Raw genomic sequence first — 15,367 nt, 5'->3', positions numbered from 1 at the left:
TAGAGAAACTAAAAAAAGAGGAAAATCCCATGAACACAGAAATTGAAACACAAAACATCCTTGGTGGAGTTTACCACGTTACAGCAATCACATCAAGCGCACAAAAGAATTATGACTTTTTTACAAATATCTTAGGCTTACGTTTGGCAAAATTAACCGTCAATCAAGATGATTATGAGACTTATCACCTTTACTTCACAGGGGAAGACGGGAAAAGTCCAAACATGACCTTCTTTGACTTCAAGGATATTCCTAAAGGAATGCACGGTGCAAACAACATTGAACGCGCTTCGTTTCGTGTACCAAGTGACGCCTCTCTCACTTACTGGACAGAGCGTTTTGAAAATGCACATGTTAAACATGGCGAAATCAATGTCAAATTTGGCAAGAAAACACTCGAATTTGAAGATTTCGATGGTCAAAAATACCAATTGATTTCCGATCAAGACAACACAGGTGATGCTGCACTTGATCGCTCATGGCTTCTCTCAAATGTAGCGCCTGAACACGGAATCATTGGCATGGGGCCAGTCTTTGTGAAAGTTACGGACACTTACAATTTGCGGATTATTTTGGAAACAGTCTTTGGTTTCCGTTATGCTGGTCAAGAAAATAATTTGCATCTTTTTGAAGTAGCCAATGGAGGCAATGGTGCAGCTTTGATCATTGAAGAAGCACAAGAAAATGAGCGTTATGCTTATCAAGGCTACGGTACAATTTACCATTTGGCATTGGGAACGACAAACCCTGAAACTTTAAATTACTGGATTGAACGTATTCAAGCCTTTCGTTTGCCACATTCTGGCTTGGTGGATCGTTTCTACTTCTCTAGCGAATACGTGCGTGTAGCGCCAGGGGTTCTGTTCGAAATCGCAACATTTACACCAGGTATTGGCGCCCTTGATATGGCTGAGTCAGGTGATGGTGCTGTCGATAGTTATGAAGAAGCATTAATTACTTCCGGTTTCTGGATTGACGAATCAAAAGAAGAGGCAGGGAAAGATTTAAGCTTACCTCCTCATCTCTTCCCAGAAGATGAAGCTATCAAAGCACGTACAGCAGCAAGTTTACGTCCTTTAGATACTTCGGATACCATGCGTGATCGTAGCCATGATGAATTATGGACTGTTGAAAAAGTTGTTGAACGTCGAGAAGGTGAAAGCCTTGAAGCTTTTGAACAACGTTATCTTGGAAAATAAAGAATATAAAAAAACGTTTCTGTCCTTATGATAGAAACGTTTTTTATTATAAATTAAAACGATAGCCCACGCCCCAAATAGTTTCGATAGGTTGTGTTGGCGACTGAACGCTTTTGAGTTTTTCTCTTAGTCTTTTAATGTGAACAACAACGGTAGCGACATCTGTATCATAAATATCCATCTCCCAGATTTGTTCGAATAAGCTTTCCTTGCTCCATACGCGATTTGGGTGTTCGGCTAAAAAGAGCAGCAGTTGGAATTCCTTGTTCGTGAGGATGATTTCTTTGTCTGAAACATAAACCTTGTGTGAATCCTTGTGGATGATAAGGTCATCTATCTTAAGCATATCGGTGTTTTCTTTAGGTTTTAAAAGTTTATAGTTCTGGATATGAGCTTTGACTCGTGCCACCAGTTCATTGGGACTGAATGGTTTAATCATATAATCGTTAGCCCCTAAGCCAAGTCCGCGAATTTTATCAATATCCTCTTTTCTCGCGGAAACAATCATGATGGGCGTTTGTTTTTTATTCCGAATTGCTTTACAAATCTCAAATCCATCAACCCCAGGAAGCATAATATCCACGATAATTAAGTTAAAATCTAGATTTAGAGCAGTGTTTAAACCAGCTGTTCCATCTGTTTCAATCACAGCATCCATTCCGTTAATTTCCAAATAGTCCTTTTGTAAGTTGGCGATACTCACATCGTCTTCGATGATTAAAATTTTATCTTTCATTGTTACTCCTTATGCTTTAGGCAGAATTATTATAATACGTGTGCCTTTATTTAAAGTACTTTCGGCATGAACAGACCCTTGATGTTGTTCTACGATTTGTTTGACAATACTCAGCCCTAAACCACTGCCTTTTATCTGAGAAGTGCGCGACTTATCAGATCGGTATAAACGATCGAAAATATAAGGTAAGTCCTCAGGTGAAATTCCTCTGCCATTGTCTTCAAATATAAACTGGATACCTTTTGAGGTTTTAAATAAAGTGAGTATAATCTCTAACTGCTGCTCTGCTTGGGCAAATTTAAAACTGTTTTGGATGAGGTTTTGCATAACTCGGTCAAAGTAAGCTGTATCCAACCGTACAGGAAGTTCATCTTGTGGGAGTTGGAGGATAACATTGACATTTTCGTGTCTTGCAATTTCGGATTCAAACTTCTGGATATAAAAGGTAAAGTCGATTTTGCTAAAACTTAAGTTGACACTGTCCATATCCAGCTTCGAGTAAAGGAAGAGTTCATCGATAAGTTCATTGAGTACCAAGCTCTTTTCATGGATGGTTGCCAAATAAAGTGCTCGTTTTTCTGGCGTCTGAGCAATGTTTTCCTGCAAACCTTCGACATAACCAAGGATTGAAGTTATCGGTGTTTTAAGATCATGCGAGATGTTGGCAATCAGTTCTTTGCGATTTTCTTCATACTTTTTCTGAACCAAGCGTGCAGCTTGAAGATCCGTCCACATCTGGTACAAGCTTTCTTTTAGCTGTTCAACCTCTTTTGCACCCTTCGAATCATCAGTAAATGGATTTCCCGTAAGTATATCATCCTGTTCGACCAGATAGCGGGCATTTTTTTCTAGAGTAACTAAGGGTTTGATGACGGTTTTTGAAAGCCTCTTACTGATAAACCAGAAAATAAGAGCAGATAAAATGAGAATGAACAGAATCATCCAGATGCCCCAACGAATGAAGAACTCAAATAAGTTAGTTTGTCTTTTTAAAATCATAAAGTTACCAAAAGTTCCATCTTCATATCTAAAGCTGTACTTGATGTAATTATAAAAACGTCCATTGTTGTCCATCGTGCCTGTCGGATTAAGATTGCTTTCGTCGAACGCAGGCATATGAACCCGGAGTGAAGAAGCTTTCAGCTCTTCGGAATGATAGAGGACATTATTGCCTTTACGAATGACGATATTAATATTTTGCTTTTCGATGCTCTGAATAATATCTTTGGCTTTGTCCTTTAAAGGAGGCTCAAGAAGATTTGGCGAACTTTTTACCAATGTTTGCAAAGTCAGAAAACTTTGCTTTTCTTGCTCTGAGAGAGGCTGGTTTGTCGTTAACATACTGTAAATATTTTTTATAGAAGGAATCTTACCCAAAGTACTGTAAGATACAACAGAAAAAATTAAGAAAACAGAAACTAATGTCACTGCGATAGCACTGATGTAAGTAGTGATAAATCTATGTTTTATTGTCATATAGCTCTTTCTCAACCAAATGCTAAAAGTTTATAATTTGTTTATAATTTAGCCATTTGGAGTTTATATTTGCTTGCTATAATAAATTATACAATAAAAAAGGAGATTATCTTATGAAAGTTCAAAAAATATTATTGTTCTCATCTATCTTAGCACTTGGTGTCTTTGCAGATACTTATGTGTCAGATCATTCAGCCCAAGCCGATCAAGTGTCTCAACATTGGTCTTCACATAAACCCGATTCTTCATTAGGAAATCGATATGAAAAAACATTGTCACAGACAAACTGGCAAGGCACAAAAGTTTATGATGCGCAGGGCAATGATTTAACAAAAGAAAATAGTAATTTTATCGGCCTTGCCAAGTATGACAGCAAAACAGGTTACTATGAATTTTTTGATAAGACAACCGGAAAAACCAGAGGAGATGAAGGAACATTTTTCGTAACTAATGATGGTACAAAACGTGTGCTCATCTCTGCAACACAAAACTATCAAGCTGTCGTTGATATCACAGAGTTGAATCACCACAAATTTACTTACAAACGAATGGGTGTGGATAAAAACGGCCAACCAATAGAGGTGTATGTAGAGCATGTCCCATACAAATCGAAAAATCTTAAATTTACACATGGACGTGAAAAATTAAGCAGTCAAACAGGTAAAATTGTGAAGTCAGAGCCCGGAAGTCAAATTCTTGGTAATAGTTTGTGGCATGGTACAGTTGTGCGCGATGAGCAAGGAAATGACGTAACAAAAGAAAACCAGATGTTTATTAGTCTTGCAAAATTTGATACTCAGACAAGCAAATATGAATTTTTCGATATCAATACAGGTAATACACGTGGTGATTTTGGTTACTTTGATGTGATTTTCAAAAATAAAATTAGAAGTCATGTTTCTATTGGTCAAAATAAATACGGTGCTGCATTAGAAATCACGGAGCTAAATTCTCAAAAATTTACTTACAAACGTATGGGGAAAGATGCAGCTGGTAAGGATATTGCGGTTTATGTTGAACATGAGCCATATAGAGGGGTTTTTAATCCAGCATTTACCTTCTAGTAAAAAAAATAGAGTATTTTACTCTATTTTTTTATGCCGATTCAAGGAGAGACAATAGAAAATCATTTTATTGATATTCATACTTATTGCAGTTTATTAATAAATTCTTGCATAAATATACATATAGCTGTATAATAAATCCAAAGAAATACATAAAGAGGAAGAAAATGTCGCAACTTAAAAAAAATAAATTAACAGCAATTTCTTTAGCCCTGATGATTTTTACATCGGTGTATGGCTTTGGGAATGTTCCGCTCGCCTTTTTTCAAATGGGCTACGGATCAATCATTTGGTATATTATTAGTGCCTTAGTCTTTTTCATCCCATTTTCTTTAATGGTCACTGAATTTGGTTCAGCTTTTAATGCTGAGAAAGGTGGTATTTATACATGGATGCAAAAATCAGTGGGGCCATCCTTTGCCATGGTTGGTACTTTGATGTGGTACATGTCATGGGTTATCTGGTTTGTCTCTGTAGGTAACCGGATACTTGTACCTATATCGAACATGATTTTTGGTACAACAATCTTACCAAGCACAGTTATTGTGTCACTTTTGGCCATTCTTATCATGTTTCTCGTGACGTTCATTTCGCTTAGAGGGCTTGAAACCATAAAAAAAGTGGCCTCAGTTGGAGGTATTGCTGTTGTTTCACTTAATTTTATTCTCATCATCGGTGCCTTTATTATTTTAGCTAAAAGTGGTTTTCAGCCTGCAACGCCCTTAACGATAAAATCCTTGATTTCAACACCAAATCCAACATTGCAACCTACAAGTTTTGTTACTTTTATTGCTTTCTTAGTATATGCTATTTTTGCCTACGCCGGAGTAGAATCCGTGGGAGGACTGGTTGATGAAACAGTGGAACCGAAAAAGAACTTTCCTAAAGGTATCTTACTTTCGGCAGCCATTATTGGCATTGGTTATTCTTTCATGATTCTTTGTACAGGTTTTTTCATTAATTTTGATAAAGACTGGATTCCGGGGATTATGGATGGTTCAGTCAACCAAGGTAATATTACTTATTTTATGATGCAGCAGCTGGGTGAAAAACTGGCAGAATCCTTCAATCTATCATCTGGTGCTGTACATACTTGGGGAACAGTTTTTGCTCGTTATGTAGGTTTCTCGATGTTTCTCACTCTTATAGGTGCACTCTTTACTTTGATTTATTCTCCCCTTAAACAACTGATGGAGGGGACACCGGAAAAAGTGTGGCCAGGAAAACTTGGAAAAATAGAAAATGGTGTGCCTAAAAATGCTATGAAAGCTCAATTCATCATTGTGACTCTAATGATTTTATTGAATATGGGAATTTCACTCATCAATAAGGGAGCAGCAGATAAATTCTTCCTAGTCATTACTAACATGAGTAATATTGCTTCTAGTCTTCCCTATGTCTTTATCGTCTTTGCTTATATCAAATTCAAGAAAAATCAGGCGATCGAGAAACCTTTCACGATTATGAAAAACCAAGCCTTTGCTATTGGCATCTCTTGGATTGCAGCGCTGATGATTATTCTGGCGGACTTCTTTACAATCATTGAACCCGTCATAAATTATCTCCAAGCGCCAGCTGAAATTCCTTTGGGAAGTGTGTATTCGGATATTATCTCAATGATAGCCGGACCAGTTGTCTTCAGTGTATTAGGCTGGTGGCTGATCCGAAACTATAAGAAGCAAAGCGTTAAGATATAAAATATAAGGAAAAGACGGAAAGCTCTGAAGAGATTATTACAATTTTAGGAAATTCCTAACATTTCTTTGGAAATATTTCCCCCCACAATTTATTTTGAATTGATTAATGATATTATATGCTATAATAATATCCTACTAAAACATGTGAGGAACACAATGGATGATCGAATCAGAATAAGCAGTACATGGCTTGTCATAATAGCAGTTGGTCTTGTTTTATTTAGCTATGGCGCACACTCTCACAAATTATTTTTAGAAGGGCTGGGAGCGATAGCTTCCGTTGGTGCTCTCTTTTGTGGCTTATCGGGTGTAGTTATTCGGTTGATAAGACGAAAGCGTGGACAGCGTTTTAAGTAATCCCACATCAAAAGCATCCTTATCTTTAAAGATAAGGATGCTTCTTTTTATCTTGAATATTTACCATTGATAAAGGTAATATCTTCAGTGTCATTATATGTACTGTAAGCTTTCACGAGGGAGATTATCCAGTCGGTAAGTGACCAAATACCAAAAGTCATCCAGTTACATAGAAGTTTAAAGATACCCATGCCGGTTTGACCACGCATAAAGCGGTCAACGCCAAAGTGTCCAACTAAAAAATTTCCAACCCAAACAAAAATATGCTTGTTAATCTTCTTTTCATTCATAAAAGTTTCTCCTTGCCCTTTTAGCGTGATTCGCGCACGTATTTCATTCTTCAAGAGACTAGCTTGCGATATGATTTGTTCCCATTTTTTTATCTCTTACTCTTTTCATTATATAGACAAGCTCCCCAAGATTCAAACATTTAATAAAAATTTTTCAATAAAATATACTCTTTCATTTAGTTAATAATAAATACTTTTTGTATCATCCCGTACGTGTGATAAAATGAGAGAAGGAGGATAAAAAATGGATACAACTCAAGCTCTAGCAAAACTTAAAGCTCTTGTAAACACTTCTTTGTATTATAATAAAGATGTGTATGACCGAGAAAGATTAGAAGAAATGAAAGAAATTCTCTTTGAAATTTCTCAAAAGTTGACCTCTTACTCAAAAGATGAACTGGAAGCCTTCTTTAATGAGGATTTAGGTTATGTCACACCCAAAGTGGATGTAAGAGCTGTTGTCTTTGAAGATAACCGTCTCTTACTTGTGAAAGAAAAGGCCGAAGGACAATGGTCTTTACCTGGAGGCTGGGCAGATATCGGTTATTCCCCCGCAGAAATCGCTCAAAAAGAAGTAAGAGAAGAAAGTGGGCTTGAAGTGATACCGTTACAGTTGTTTAAGTTGGTTGATAAGGCCAAACATCCTTATCCTAAAAGCTTGAATTATGTTTATAAGCTCTTCTTTTATTGTGAGCCCAAAACTTTAGAGTTGCATCCGGGATTAGAAACTTCGGAGGCACGCTTTTTCTCGCGGGAAGAAGTTGAAAACTTGCAGAATATTTCTGTGGATCGAAACACACGTGAGGATCTTCTGGAAGCTTTTGAATATCATAATCATCCGACAGCAGGGGCAAAATTTGATCGCGTGTAGTAAAAGGTGGTTCACGAAAATATCAAATATGTTATAATATCATTATTCCATGCGGACGATGAAAAAGATTGGGCTGTTTAGGATGATTGCCCCTATTGAATAAACGATTACGGAGAAATCAGTGGAGATTTTATCGTTTATCGAGCCAAAAAGTAGCGGGCTGCTGACAGTCCGCATTTTAATTTTTAAAATAATAATGTATGTGCTTGGGATTGAAAAGAATCACCAAAGTGCATAGAGAAAAAGAAATATTGGAGAAACATGAAAATAAAAGAAGTTATATTGGATGAACTTAAAAAACATCCAAAGAGAGCCTATGCTGTAGAAGAATTGGCAATGGAACTGGACCTAACAAAGGCTTCAGATTTTAAACTATTTGTTAAAACTTTAGCTGCTCTTGAAGGGGAAGGATTACTGGAATTTACAAAAAATGGAAAAGTCACACTAGCCGAAGTAAAAGCAGAACTTGTCGGAATCTTCCGTGCTAATGCGAACGGTTTTGGCTTTGTAACAGTGGATTCTGATGAGCCTGACGTTTTTATTCCTAAGGGAAGAACGGCTTTTGCTCTTGAAGGAGATGAAGTAAAAGTCGAACTGAAAAGTAATGCCAATCCTTTAAAGGGCACAAGTGCTGAAGGGGTAGTTACAGAGGTCTTAAAGCGCGCGGTCACTCAGCTTGTCGGAACTTTTGTCAAATTTGACGAAAAAGAACGTCAAGAGTTCAATCGTATCGGTTACGTAAAATCACGAAATAAAAAGTTGCCTTATCATGTCTTTTTGACAGATAAGGGTTTGGTACCAGAAGATAAAGCAGTAGTGCGTGTTGACATTACCGCTTATCCAGATAAGAAAAATCCCAAAAGTATGCAAGGTTTGGCTGTCGAAATTGTCGGACAAGCAAGTGATAAAGGAATCGATGTTCTTGAAGTTTTAGCTTCACTTGGTATTCGTTCTGAATTTCCAGAAGACGTTTTGGCGCAAGCGAACGCTGTGCCAGAAGAAGTTGATGAAAAAGATATCATGGGACGTGTGGACTATCGTAATGAGATTACTTTCACCATCGATGGTGCAGATGCAAAAGACTTAGATGATGCTGTACATATCAAGCGCTTAAGTAATGGCAACTATGAGTTAGGGGTTCACATCGCCGATGTGTCTCATTATGTCACTGAAAATTTACCCTTGGACCGTGAAGCTTTTGAGCGTGGAACATCCGTATATGTGGCCGATCGTGTCGTGCCTATGCTGCCTGAACGACTCTCAAACGGTATCTGTTCACTCAACCCTCGCGTTAATCGGTTGACGCAGTCTTGTGTGATGGAAATTACACCTGAAGGAAAAGTCCTTCAGTCACAAATTGGTCCTTCCATTATCAAGACGACTGAACGTATGACTTACGATGATGTTAACTTGATGCTTGCTGGTGATGAGGGAGCATTGGAAAAATATGCTGCAATTAAAGAATCCGTAGAGATTATGTCTGAACTTCACGAAGCTTTGGCAGCAATGCGGAGCCGTCGTGGAGCGATTGATTTCGAAACGATGGAAGCACGGATCATCGTTGATGAGAATGGCTTACCTATCGAAATTCGCAAACGCAGTCGTGGAACAGCAGAGCGCATGATTGAGTCCTTTATGTTGATTGCTAACGAAACAGTTGCAAGCAGCTTTGAAGCACGTCATTTACCAGGGATTTATCGTATTCATGAGCATCCAAAAGAGGAAAAAATGACCCGCTTTATCGACTTTGCTGCAACCTTTGGCTTGCAAGTCAAGGGAACATCAACAGAAGTCAGTCAAAAAGCTTTGCAAGAATTTTTGAAAAAAGTGAAAGGTCAACCAGGAGAAATGGTCCTCTCAACGATGCTTTTGCGTTCGATGCAACAAGCACGCTATTCGGAAGACAACTATGGTCACTTTGGCTTGGCAGCAGAAAACTATACGCACTTTACCAGTCCGATTCGTCGTTATCCTGACCTGATCGTTCACCGCTTAATCCGTGAGATGGATCAACCAAGTCCAAAGACCATCGAATATTGGGCAGAAAAAATACCGGAAATTGCCCAACAATCAAGTAACCGTGAACGCCGTGCTGTCGATGCTGAACGCGAAGTTGAAAAGATGAAAAAAGCTGAATTTATGGAAAAACATGTCGGCGAACAGTTCGAAGGTGTTATTGCCAGCGTTACTCGCTTTGGAATGTTTATTGAGCTTGAAAATACTATTGAAGGTTTGGTTCATATTTCTACTATTAAAGGTGAATATATGAACTTCCATGAACGTATGATGGCACTTGTGGGAGAAAAAACAGGACTTGTCTTCCGTATTGGTCAACCCATCAAAATCCAAGTCACTAAAGCGGATAAAGTTACCGGTGATATCGACTTTGAATATATCAAGAGTGATCTAGATGTTGTCGAAAGTAATTTAAAATCTAAAAAAGAAAAAGGCCCACGCCGTCGACCAAAAGCAAACCGTTCTGAAAATAAAGAGGAACGAAAAGCCTCAAAACACGGAAAAAATTTCTCTGAAAACAGCAGAAACAAAAAATACAGAGGAAAATCCAAGGATGAGGATCGAGAACGTAAAAACGATTTCGATAAAAAACCAAATAAAAAGAAAAAGAAGAAGCCTTTCTACGCGGATGCAGCAAAAGGAAAGTTCGGAAAAAATACGAAGAAAAAAGCGAAAAAATAAAAATACTTTAGAGGAGAAAAGCCTATGTCAGAACAATTGAATCTTGAGAAAACGGCCTTGGTCCTGATTGATTTACAAGAAGGCATTGTAAATCGTCCACAGCTTGAACCCTATAGTAAAGAAGAAATTCTTGCCAAAAATGATAGATTGCTGGACAAGTTCAAGAATACAGCGGGACTTATTGTTTTTGTACATGTGAAGAATTATGGGCCAGAAATGCTCACTCCGCTTACAGATACAAATATAAGTGCTTCTGGTCCACTTCCTGAAAATTATAGCCAATTTGTTTCTCCTTTGGCTTATGATGAAGAGGTTAAAAATAAAATCCATGTCAAAAAGCATAATTGGGGTGCTTTTTATGGGACAGATCTGGATGTGCAGTTACGTAGACGAGGCATTGAGAATATTATCTTGACAGGTATCGCCACAACGATTGGTTGCGATACGACGGCGCGTGAAGCTTATCAACATGGATATAATGTGATTGCTGTTGAAGATGCAATGACAGACTTTAATGGAGCGCTACATACGGGTATTGTTAACGGTATCTTTACACGCTTAGGACGCGTCCGCTCGACAGAGCAAGTCTTGAGGATGGTACAGGATTAGACCATAGAGACCAATATTTTTTGGTGATTTGAAAAGTTTAAGATGTAGAAGAATAAACGCTTTTCTGCATCTTGAGCTTTTTATATTTTCAATTTTTGAGGGAAAAGTTGGGAGAGATTAAGAGCATCACCTGTAACAGTATGTTAATCTCTTCATAAAGTAAGATTGTGTCATTTTTTTGCTATAATGTTATCGGTGATTTTTTCACATTTATTTGATAATGTAAGTTATTGAAGATTTAAAATGAGAAAATGTCTGATAGTAAAATAAAAAAATTTTAAGCCTATACTTTGCTGACTTAAAATGTAAAGAAAAAGGAAGTGACTTCGTGAAGTCATTTAAAGGTGTCACATATGAATAAGCGGACAAAATTCAATTTTCTAAGTGGTTGGAATATATTGCGTACAATAGCAACTTTAGTAATTCTTTGGTTGACTTTTATTTTTATTTTGAACCTCAACCACTTTACAGGCTACACGGGCGATGATTTTTTGTATCACTTTATCTATACAGGTGCTTGGCCAAGTGAACATCTGAGTGAATATCATAATATTGGTGATTATATCTCAGCAGTCTATACGCACATGACACTATGGAATGCGCGCATGACATCAATAATTTTCGAAATCTTAGCGATGCAGCTTCCTAAAGGAATTTTCAATATCCTTAATGCCGGTATTTATGTATTGGTTGGACTGTTGTTGAATGTGGTAATCAGTGGGAAAAAGGTACTTTTAAAACCTTTACATCTGGCACTAACCTTTCTTTTGATGTGGTTTTTTATTCCAGGGATGGGAAGTACGGTGCTTTGGGTCAGTGGTGCTGCGAATTACCTGTGGGCCACAGTAATTATACTCCTCTTTTTATTACCTTACCGTTTTAATGTGAGTACAAAACGTAGCTGGGAAGAATACTACCTCCCAGTTTTGGGACTTTTAGCAGGCTTAACAAATGAAGTCGGTGGCGCGACAACTGTATTGCTTGCTCTCATTTTTACGGTTTATAATTTTAAAAAATCGACAAACGGAAACACGGTGGCGCAGATTTTAGGAACCTTAGCTGCCGCCTTTGGTTTTGGGACGCAAGTCATCTTATCATCAGGATCTGCTGAAACTCAGAACTACGGTGCTTCTTCCGGTTTAGGACAACGTTTTCTTGATATCATATCGGGAACTGCGCATTATTCTGGTTTTCTTATACTGCCCATCCTTGTGTTTGGGGGAATTCTTTATTTTAACCGGAAGCAACTCCAAGAAAAAGCATGTTACCTCTGGCATGGAGGACTTATCTTTCTGGTATCAGGTCTTGCAGGTTGTGCTGCAATCCTAGCCTCGCCGATCACACCCGCCCGTCTTTGGTTTGCAAGTAATATTCTGTTTATCATAGCTTTATTAATGATGGTTGAAGCATGGCAAGAGTTACGTACACAAAGCTTTTGGACCAATCTTCCTTTGTGCATTGCCATTCTTTGCTTAAGCTTTGTGAGTTTGCCAAGCTATGACTATAATTTAAAAGACATCAAAAATTCATATGAATATTTTTATACAGCCCAATCTATAGCTCAAAAAGCAAAGGAAGAGGGAAAAACTTCGATCCGCGTACCTGGGATTCCGATGACTTCTAACGACTTTAATGCTTATTTTGGAACGCCTTATTTGGTTTCAAGTGAGCACCCAGAAAAAGAATGGTCCAACACATGGTTTGCCAAATATTATGGGCTAGAGAAAGTCTATTTGGACGATACAGTGCCCATGGCAAAAGTAAACTTAGAGAATGCTCAACCTATTGATAACATTCTGAATGCTTACAATAAGTATTTTGGTTATTTCCAACGCAAGATTCTTCCTTTCAATACTGATAAGGTCTTAAAACGTGAGCAAACCGCTAAAACTTCAACAGCAAAAGCAACCATTACTAAAGACCCTAAACCCGATAATAAAAACTTACCGGTAGATAAACCTTGGCTGCGTAATGCGCTCATTCGCTATATCGATGTAAATAAGGATGAAATCGTTGCAACAGAGCAAATCACTTCCCCTTATAATGAAGCTTACGATATCTCTCATGCAGCAACATCTGGGTATGAAACACTATCAAATAACCCTAAATCTTACGTTTTTAATAAGCGTTTTGATCAAGCCATAGATATTCACGTCAAACCAACGCTCCATAACATTACGCTATTCTTTAATGGCAAAAACCAAAAAAATATTTCCATCACAAATGTTGAAGGCCAAACAGGAGAAACGCTCACTGTACAATTGCCACGAGGCTACAGTAGCAATGGATCAAAAACAACGCGTGTCATCATTGATGCAGAGACGACTTGGGATAAAACAGTAGAAGTAACTAAAATTCCATTTTGGAAAAATCTAGGAAGCTTTACTACATTTTACAGCGTATTTGGTGGATTGTTCATCTTTGTGGTTTATGATGCCTTTCTTAAGAAACGTTAAGAAGGGTAGTTTTGTAAAGTATTTAGAGATAAAAAAAGACTAACTAAAGTTAGTCTTTTTTGTTAATTTCCTATTTTTTATAAATTTAGTTTATTTGTTCTTAATGCTTACCGCTATTTTTGAATGAAGTAATAAGATGATGCTTCACCTGAAGCGAGGAGAGCATTCGCTTTGTCTTGAAGTTCCTTGTAGGATGTTGAGACTGTTGACTCATGCTTGTTTCCTGCTTTATCTACGTAAACCAAGACCCAAGCACGTCCGTTTGGAGTTGCTTCAGAGCTAGATGATGTTGCATTAGGGTCAGCCTGAGGACTATGTCCACCTGCACCGTTATTTTCTACAGGATTATTTGAGTTATCGACCCAACCTTGATCTGAACTTTCTGATGTTGCAGGTTCAGACGGCTGTTCAGATGTTGCTGGGGCTTCAGAAGTAGCTGTTGTGGAATCTGAAGTTGAACTGGCATCTGAGCTTTCAGATGTTGATGTTTCTGAACTGCTGGCTTTACTTGTACTTTCACTTGAGCTTTTAACAGAGCTAGAAGGTTCAGAAGATGTGTCTTTCTTTGCGCTAGTTGTATTGCTGCAAGCTGTCAGTAGCAAGGCAGCAGCTAATGAACTAACTAAAAGTAATGATAATTTAAATTTTTTCATATGTAAGACTCCTTAAAATTCCTTTTTGTTACTTCCAGTATAACATATTGTCTCTTAAAAACCTGATTAATTATCTATAAATTAAAAGTTAATGAAGGAAAAACTCTCATCTAAAAAAGATAAGTCGAATAATTTGTAAGCGTTTTTTAACTTTGTTAGAATTATTATATAGAAAAAATAATAATTAGAAAGAAAGAGGTGCTTTATGATTTGGTCATTAATCGTTGGTGCAATTATCGGGGTAATTGCAGGAGCAATCACAAGTAAAGGGAAATCTATGGGTTGGATTGCTAATATCTTAGCAGGTCTTGTGGGTTCTGCTGTTGGTCAAGCCTTACTAGGATCATGGGGCCCTAGTTTAGCAGGTATGGCTCTTATTCCTTCCATTATCGGTGCCGTTATCGTGGTAGCTGTTGTTTCTTTCTTCTTAAGTAAAATGGGCGATTAAACAGTAGTTGCAGTAAAACGGGAGGAGGAAATGTGTCAAAAGGAAAAAAATTTATTCTAATTTTAGTTGATTTATTTCTTATTACAACCATCCTACCACTGTTTCTATACACTCTCGGGAAATTTGATATAGACCAGCCAATCAAAGATATGTCACAAGTCCCTTACATTGGTCCCTACTTGCCTACATATTTCTTGTTTGCAACAGGAATTTTAGGAATTCTCTTACTCATTCTCTTACTCGTTATTATCTTCTATCCAAAAAGATATACAGGCTTTGTCCTAGGAGAAGGTAGAGGAGAACTGCTTCTTAAAAAATCTGCGATTGAAGGTTTTGTGCGAGAAACGCTCAAAGAAAATGGTTATATCAAAGACCCGAAAATCGATACTTTGTTAGGTAAAAATAAGATTAAACTTGCTATTAAAGGTGAGATTATACCTCGCGTGCAAATTTCAGAAAAGTCCCTACTTATTGAAGAAGAAATTCGTAAAGGACTTAAAGAGTTTCTGGGGGTAAATCATCATTTAAGTTTGAAAATAAAAGTGAACGCTGTAACACCAAAGAGTAAAAGCAGTTCACGTGTATTATGATTGGAGGTTAGATGAATCTTTTAGAAGAATATCAATATCCAATTATAGGTGGGGCAACTGGAGCGGTCATCGCCATATGTATCTTTACAATTGGCTTTTGGAAGATGCTCTTACTGTTTTTACTCATCGCGCTTGGTAGTTACATTGGTTTCTATCTCGAACGTACTGGATATCTTGATAAAATAAGTAAAAAATAATTAAATAATTTATAAATCAAAAGGAGA

14 protein-coding genes are annotated in these 15,367 nt (G+C 37.5%); 10 read left to right on the top strand and 4 right to left on the bottom strand.

Annotated features, from left to right (window positions below; translation table 11 throughout):
• Positions 1-29: 29 nt before the first annotated feature.
• The gene (locus tag VNN39_RS09655; RefSeq protein WP_339007099.1) at positions 30-1,199 is read left to right on the top strand and encodes a VOC family protein; all 1,170 of its coding nucleotides are present in this window, start codon (positions 30-32) and stop codon (positions 1,197-1,199) included.
• 46 nt (positions 1,200-1,245) lie between these two features.
• On the opposite strand, the gene VNN39_RS09650 is transcribed toward VNN39_RS09655, so the two are convergent.
• Complete coding sequence (locus tag VNN39_RS09650) at positions 1,246-1,935, bottom strand: response regulator transcription factor (RefSeq protein WP_165713699.1); 690 nt, start codon at positions 1,933-1,935, stop codon at positions 1,246-1,248.
• 9 nt (positions 1,936-1,944) lie between these two features.
• Positions 1,945-3,411 carry a HAMP domain-containing sensor histidine kinase gene (locus VNN39_RS09645; RefSeq protein WP_339007097.1) on the bottom strand — a complete coding sequence of 489 codons (1,467 nt, stop codon included), beginning with the start codon at positions 3,409-3,411 and terminating at the stop codon, positions 1,945-1,947.
• A gap of 113 nt (positions 3,412-3,524) precedes the next feature.
• On the opposite strand from VNN39_RS09645, the gene VNN39_RS09640 reads away from it, so the two are divergent.
• Positions 3,525-4,475: a DUF4822 domain-containing protein gene (locus VNN39_RS09640; protein WP_338997629.1), complete on the top strand. Its 951-nt coding sequence runs from the start codon at positions 3,525-3,527 to the stop codon at positions 4,473-4,475.
• Between the two features lie 167 nt (positions 4,476-4,642).
• Positions 4,643-6,172, top strand: coding sequence for a glutamate/gamma-aminobutyrate family transporter YjeM (yjeM, locus tag VNN39_RS09635; protein ID WP_338997628.1), 1,530 nt, complete (start codon positions 4,643-4,645; stop codon positions 6,170-6,172).
• A 404-nt stretch (positions 6,173-6,576) separates the two neighbouring features.
• On the opposite strand, the gene VNN39_RS09630 is transcribed toward yjeM, so the two are convergent.
• Positions 6,577-6,819, bottom strand: a complete 243-nt coding sequence (locus VNN39_RS09630; protein ID WP_338997627.1) for a TM2 domain-containing protein — start codon at positions 6,817-6,819, stop codon at positions 6,577-6,579.
• Positions 6,820-7,063: 244 nt separating this feature from the next.
• Between VNN39_RS09630 and VNN39_RS09625 the strand changes: the two genes are divergently transcribed.
• From VNN39_RS09625 to VNN39_RS09610, 4 genes are all read left to right on the top strand, one after another.
• Entirely contained in the window at positions 7,064-7,690 is a 627-nt protein-coding gene (locus VNN39_RS09625) for an NUDIX hydrolase N-terminal domain-containing protein (protein WP_213496757.1), read from the top strand.
• A 261-nt stretch (positions 7,691-7,951) separates the two neighbouring features.
• Entirely contained in the window at positions 7,952-10,387 is a 2,436-nt protein-coding gene (gene rnr, locus VNN39_RS09620) for a ribonuclease R (protein ID WP_339007095.1), read from the top strand.
• A 24-nt stretch (positions 10,388-10,411) separates the two neighbouring features.
• Positions 10,412-10,996, top strand: coding sequence for an isochorismatase family protein (locus VNN39_RS09615; protein ID WP_096368413.1), 585 nt, complete (start codon positions 10,412-10,414; stop codon positions 10,994-10,996).
• A 353-nt stretch (positions 10,997-11,349) separates the two neighbouring features.
• Positions 11,350-13,452, top strand: a complete 2,103-nt coding sequence (locus VNN39_RS09610) for a DUF3329 domain-containing protein (RefSeq protein ID WP_338997625.1) — start codon at positions 11,350-11,352, stop codon at positions 13,450-13,452.
• Between the two features lie 113 nt (positions 13,453-13,565).
• On the opposite strand, the gene VNN39_RS09605 is transcribed toward VNN39_RS09610, so the two are convergent.
• Complete coding sequence (locus VNN39_RS09605) at positions 13,566-14,105, bottom strand: hypothetical protein (RefSeq protein WP_165712008.1); 540 nt, start codon at positions 14,103-14,105, stop codon at positions 13,566-13,568.
• A 205-nt stretch (positions 14,106-14,310) separates the two neighbouring features.
• On the opposite strand from VNN39_RS09605, the gene VNN39_RS09600 reads away from it, so the two are divergent.
• From VNN39_RS09600 to VNN39_RS09590, 3 genes are read left to right on the top strand one after another with little or no spacing between them, the layout of a single operon-like run.
• On the top strand, positions 14,311-14,553 hold the full coding sequence (locus VNN39_RS09600) for a GlsB/YeaQ/YmgE family stress response membrane protein (RefSeq protein WP_017369751.1): 243 nt from the start codon (positions 14,311-14,313) through the stop codon (positions 14,551-14,553).
• A gap of 32 nt (positions 14,554-14,585) precedes the next feature.
• Entirely contained in the window at positions 14,586-15,143 is a 558-nt protein-coding gene (gene amaP, locus VNN39_RS09595; RefSeq protein ID WP_165712007.1) for an alkaline shock response membrane anchor protein AmaP, read from the top strand.
• 11 nt (positions 15,144-15,154) lie between these two features.
• Positions 15,155-15,340 (top strand): DUF2273 domain-containing protein, encoded by a 186-nt coding sequence (locus VNN39_RS09590; protein WP_017369749.1) that lies wholly within the window; start codon positions 15,155-15,157, stop codon positions 15,338-15,340.
• Positions 15,341-15,367: the final 27 nt, after the last annotated feature.

The sequence above is a fragment of the Lactococcus formosensis genome, from assembly GCF_037892375.1.
GTDB lineage: Bacteria > Bacillota > Bacilli > Lactobacillales > Streptococcaceae > Lactococcus > Lactococcus formosensis.
The sequence above is the reverse complement of the archived record's forward strand: the minus strand, read 5'-3'. Positions and strand labels throughout refer to the sequence as shown.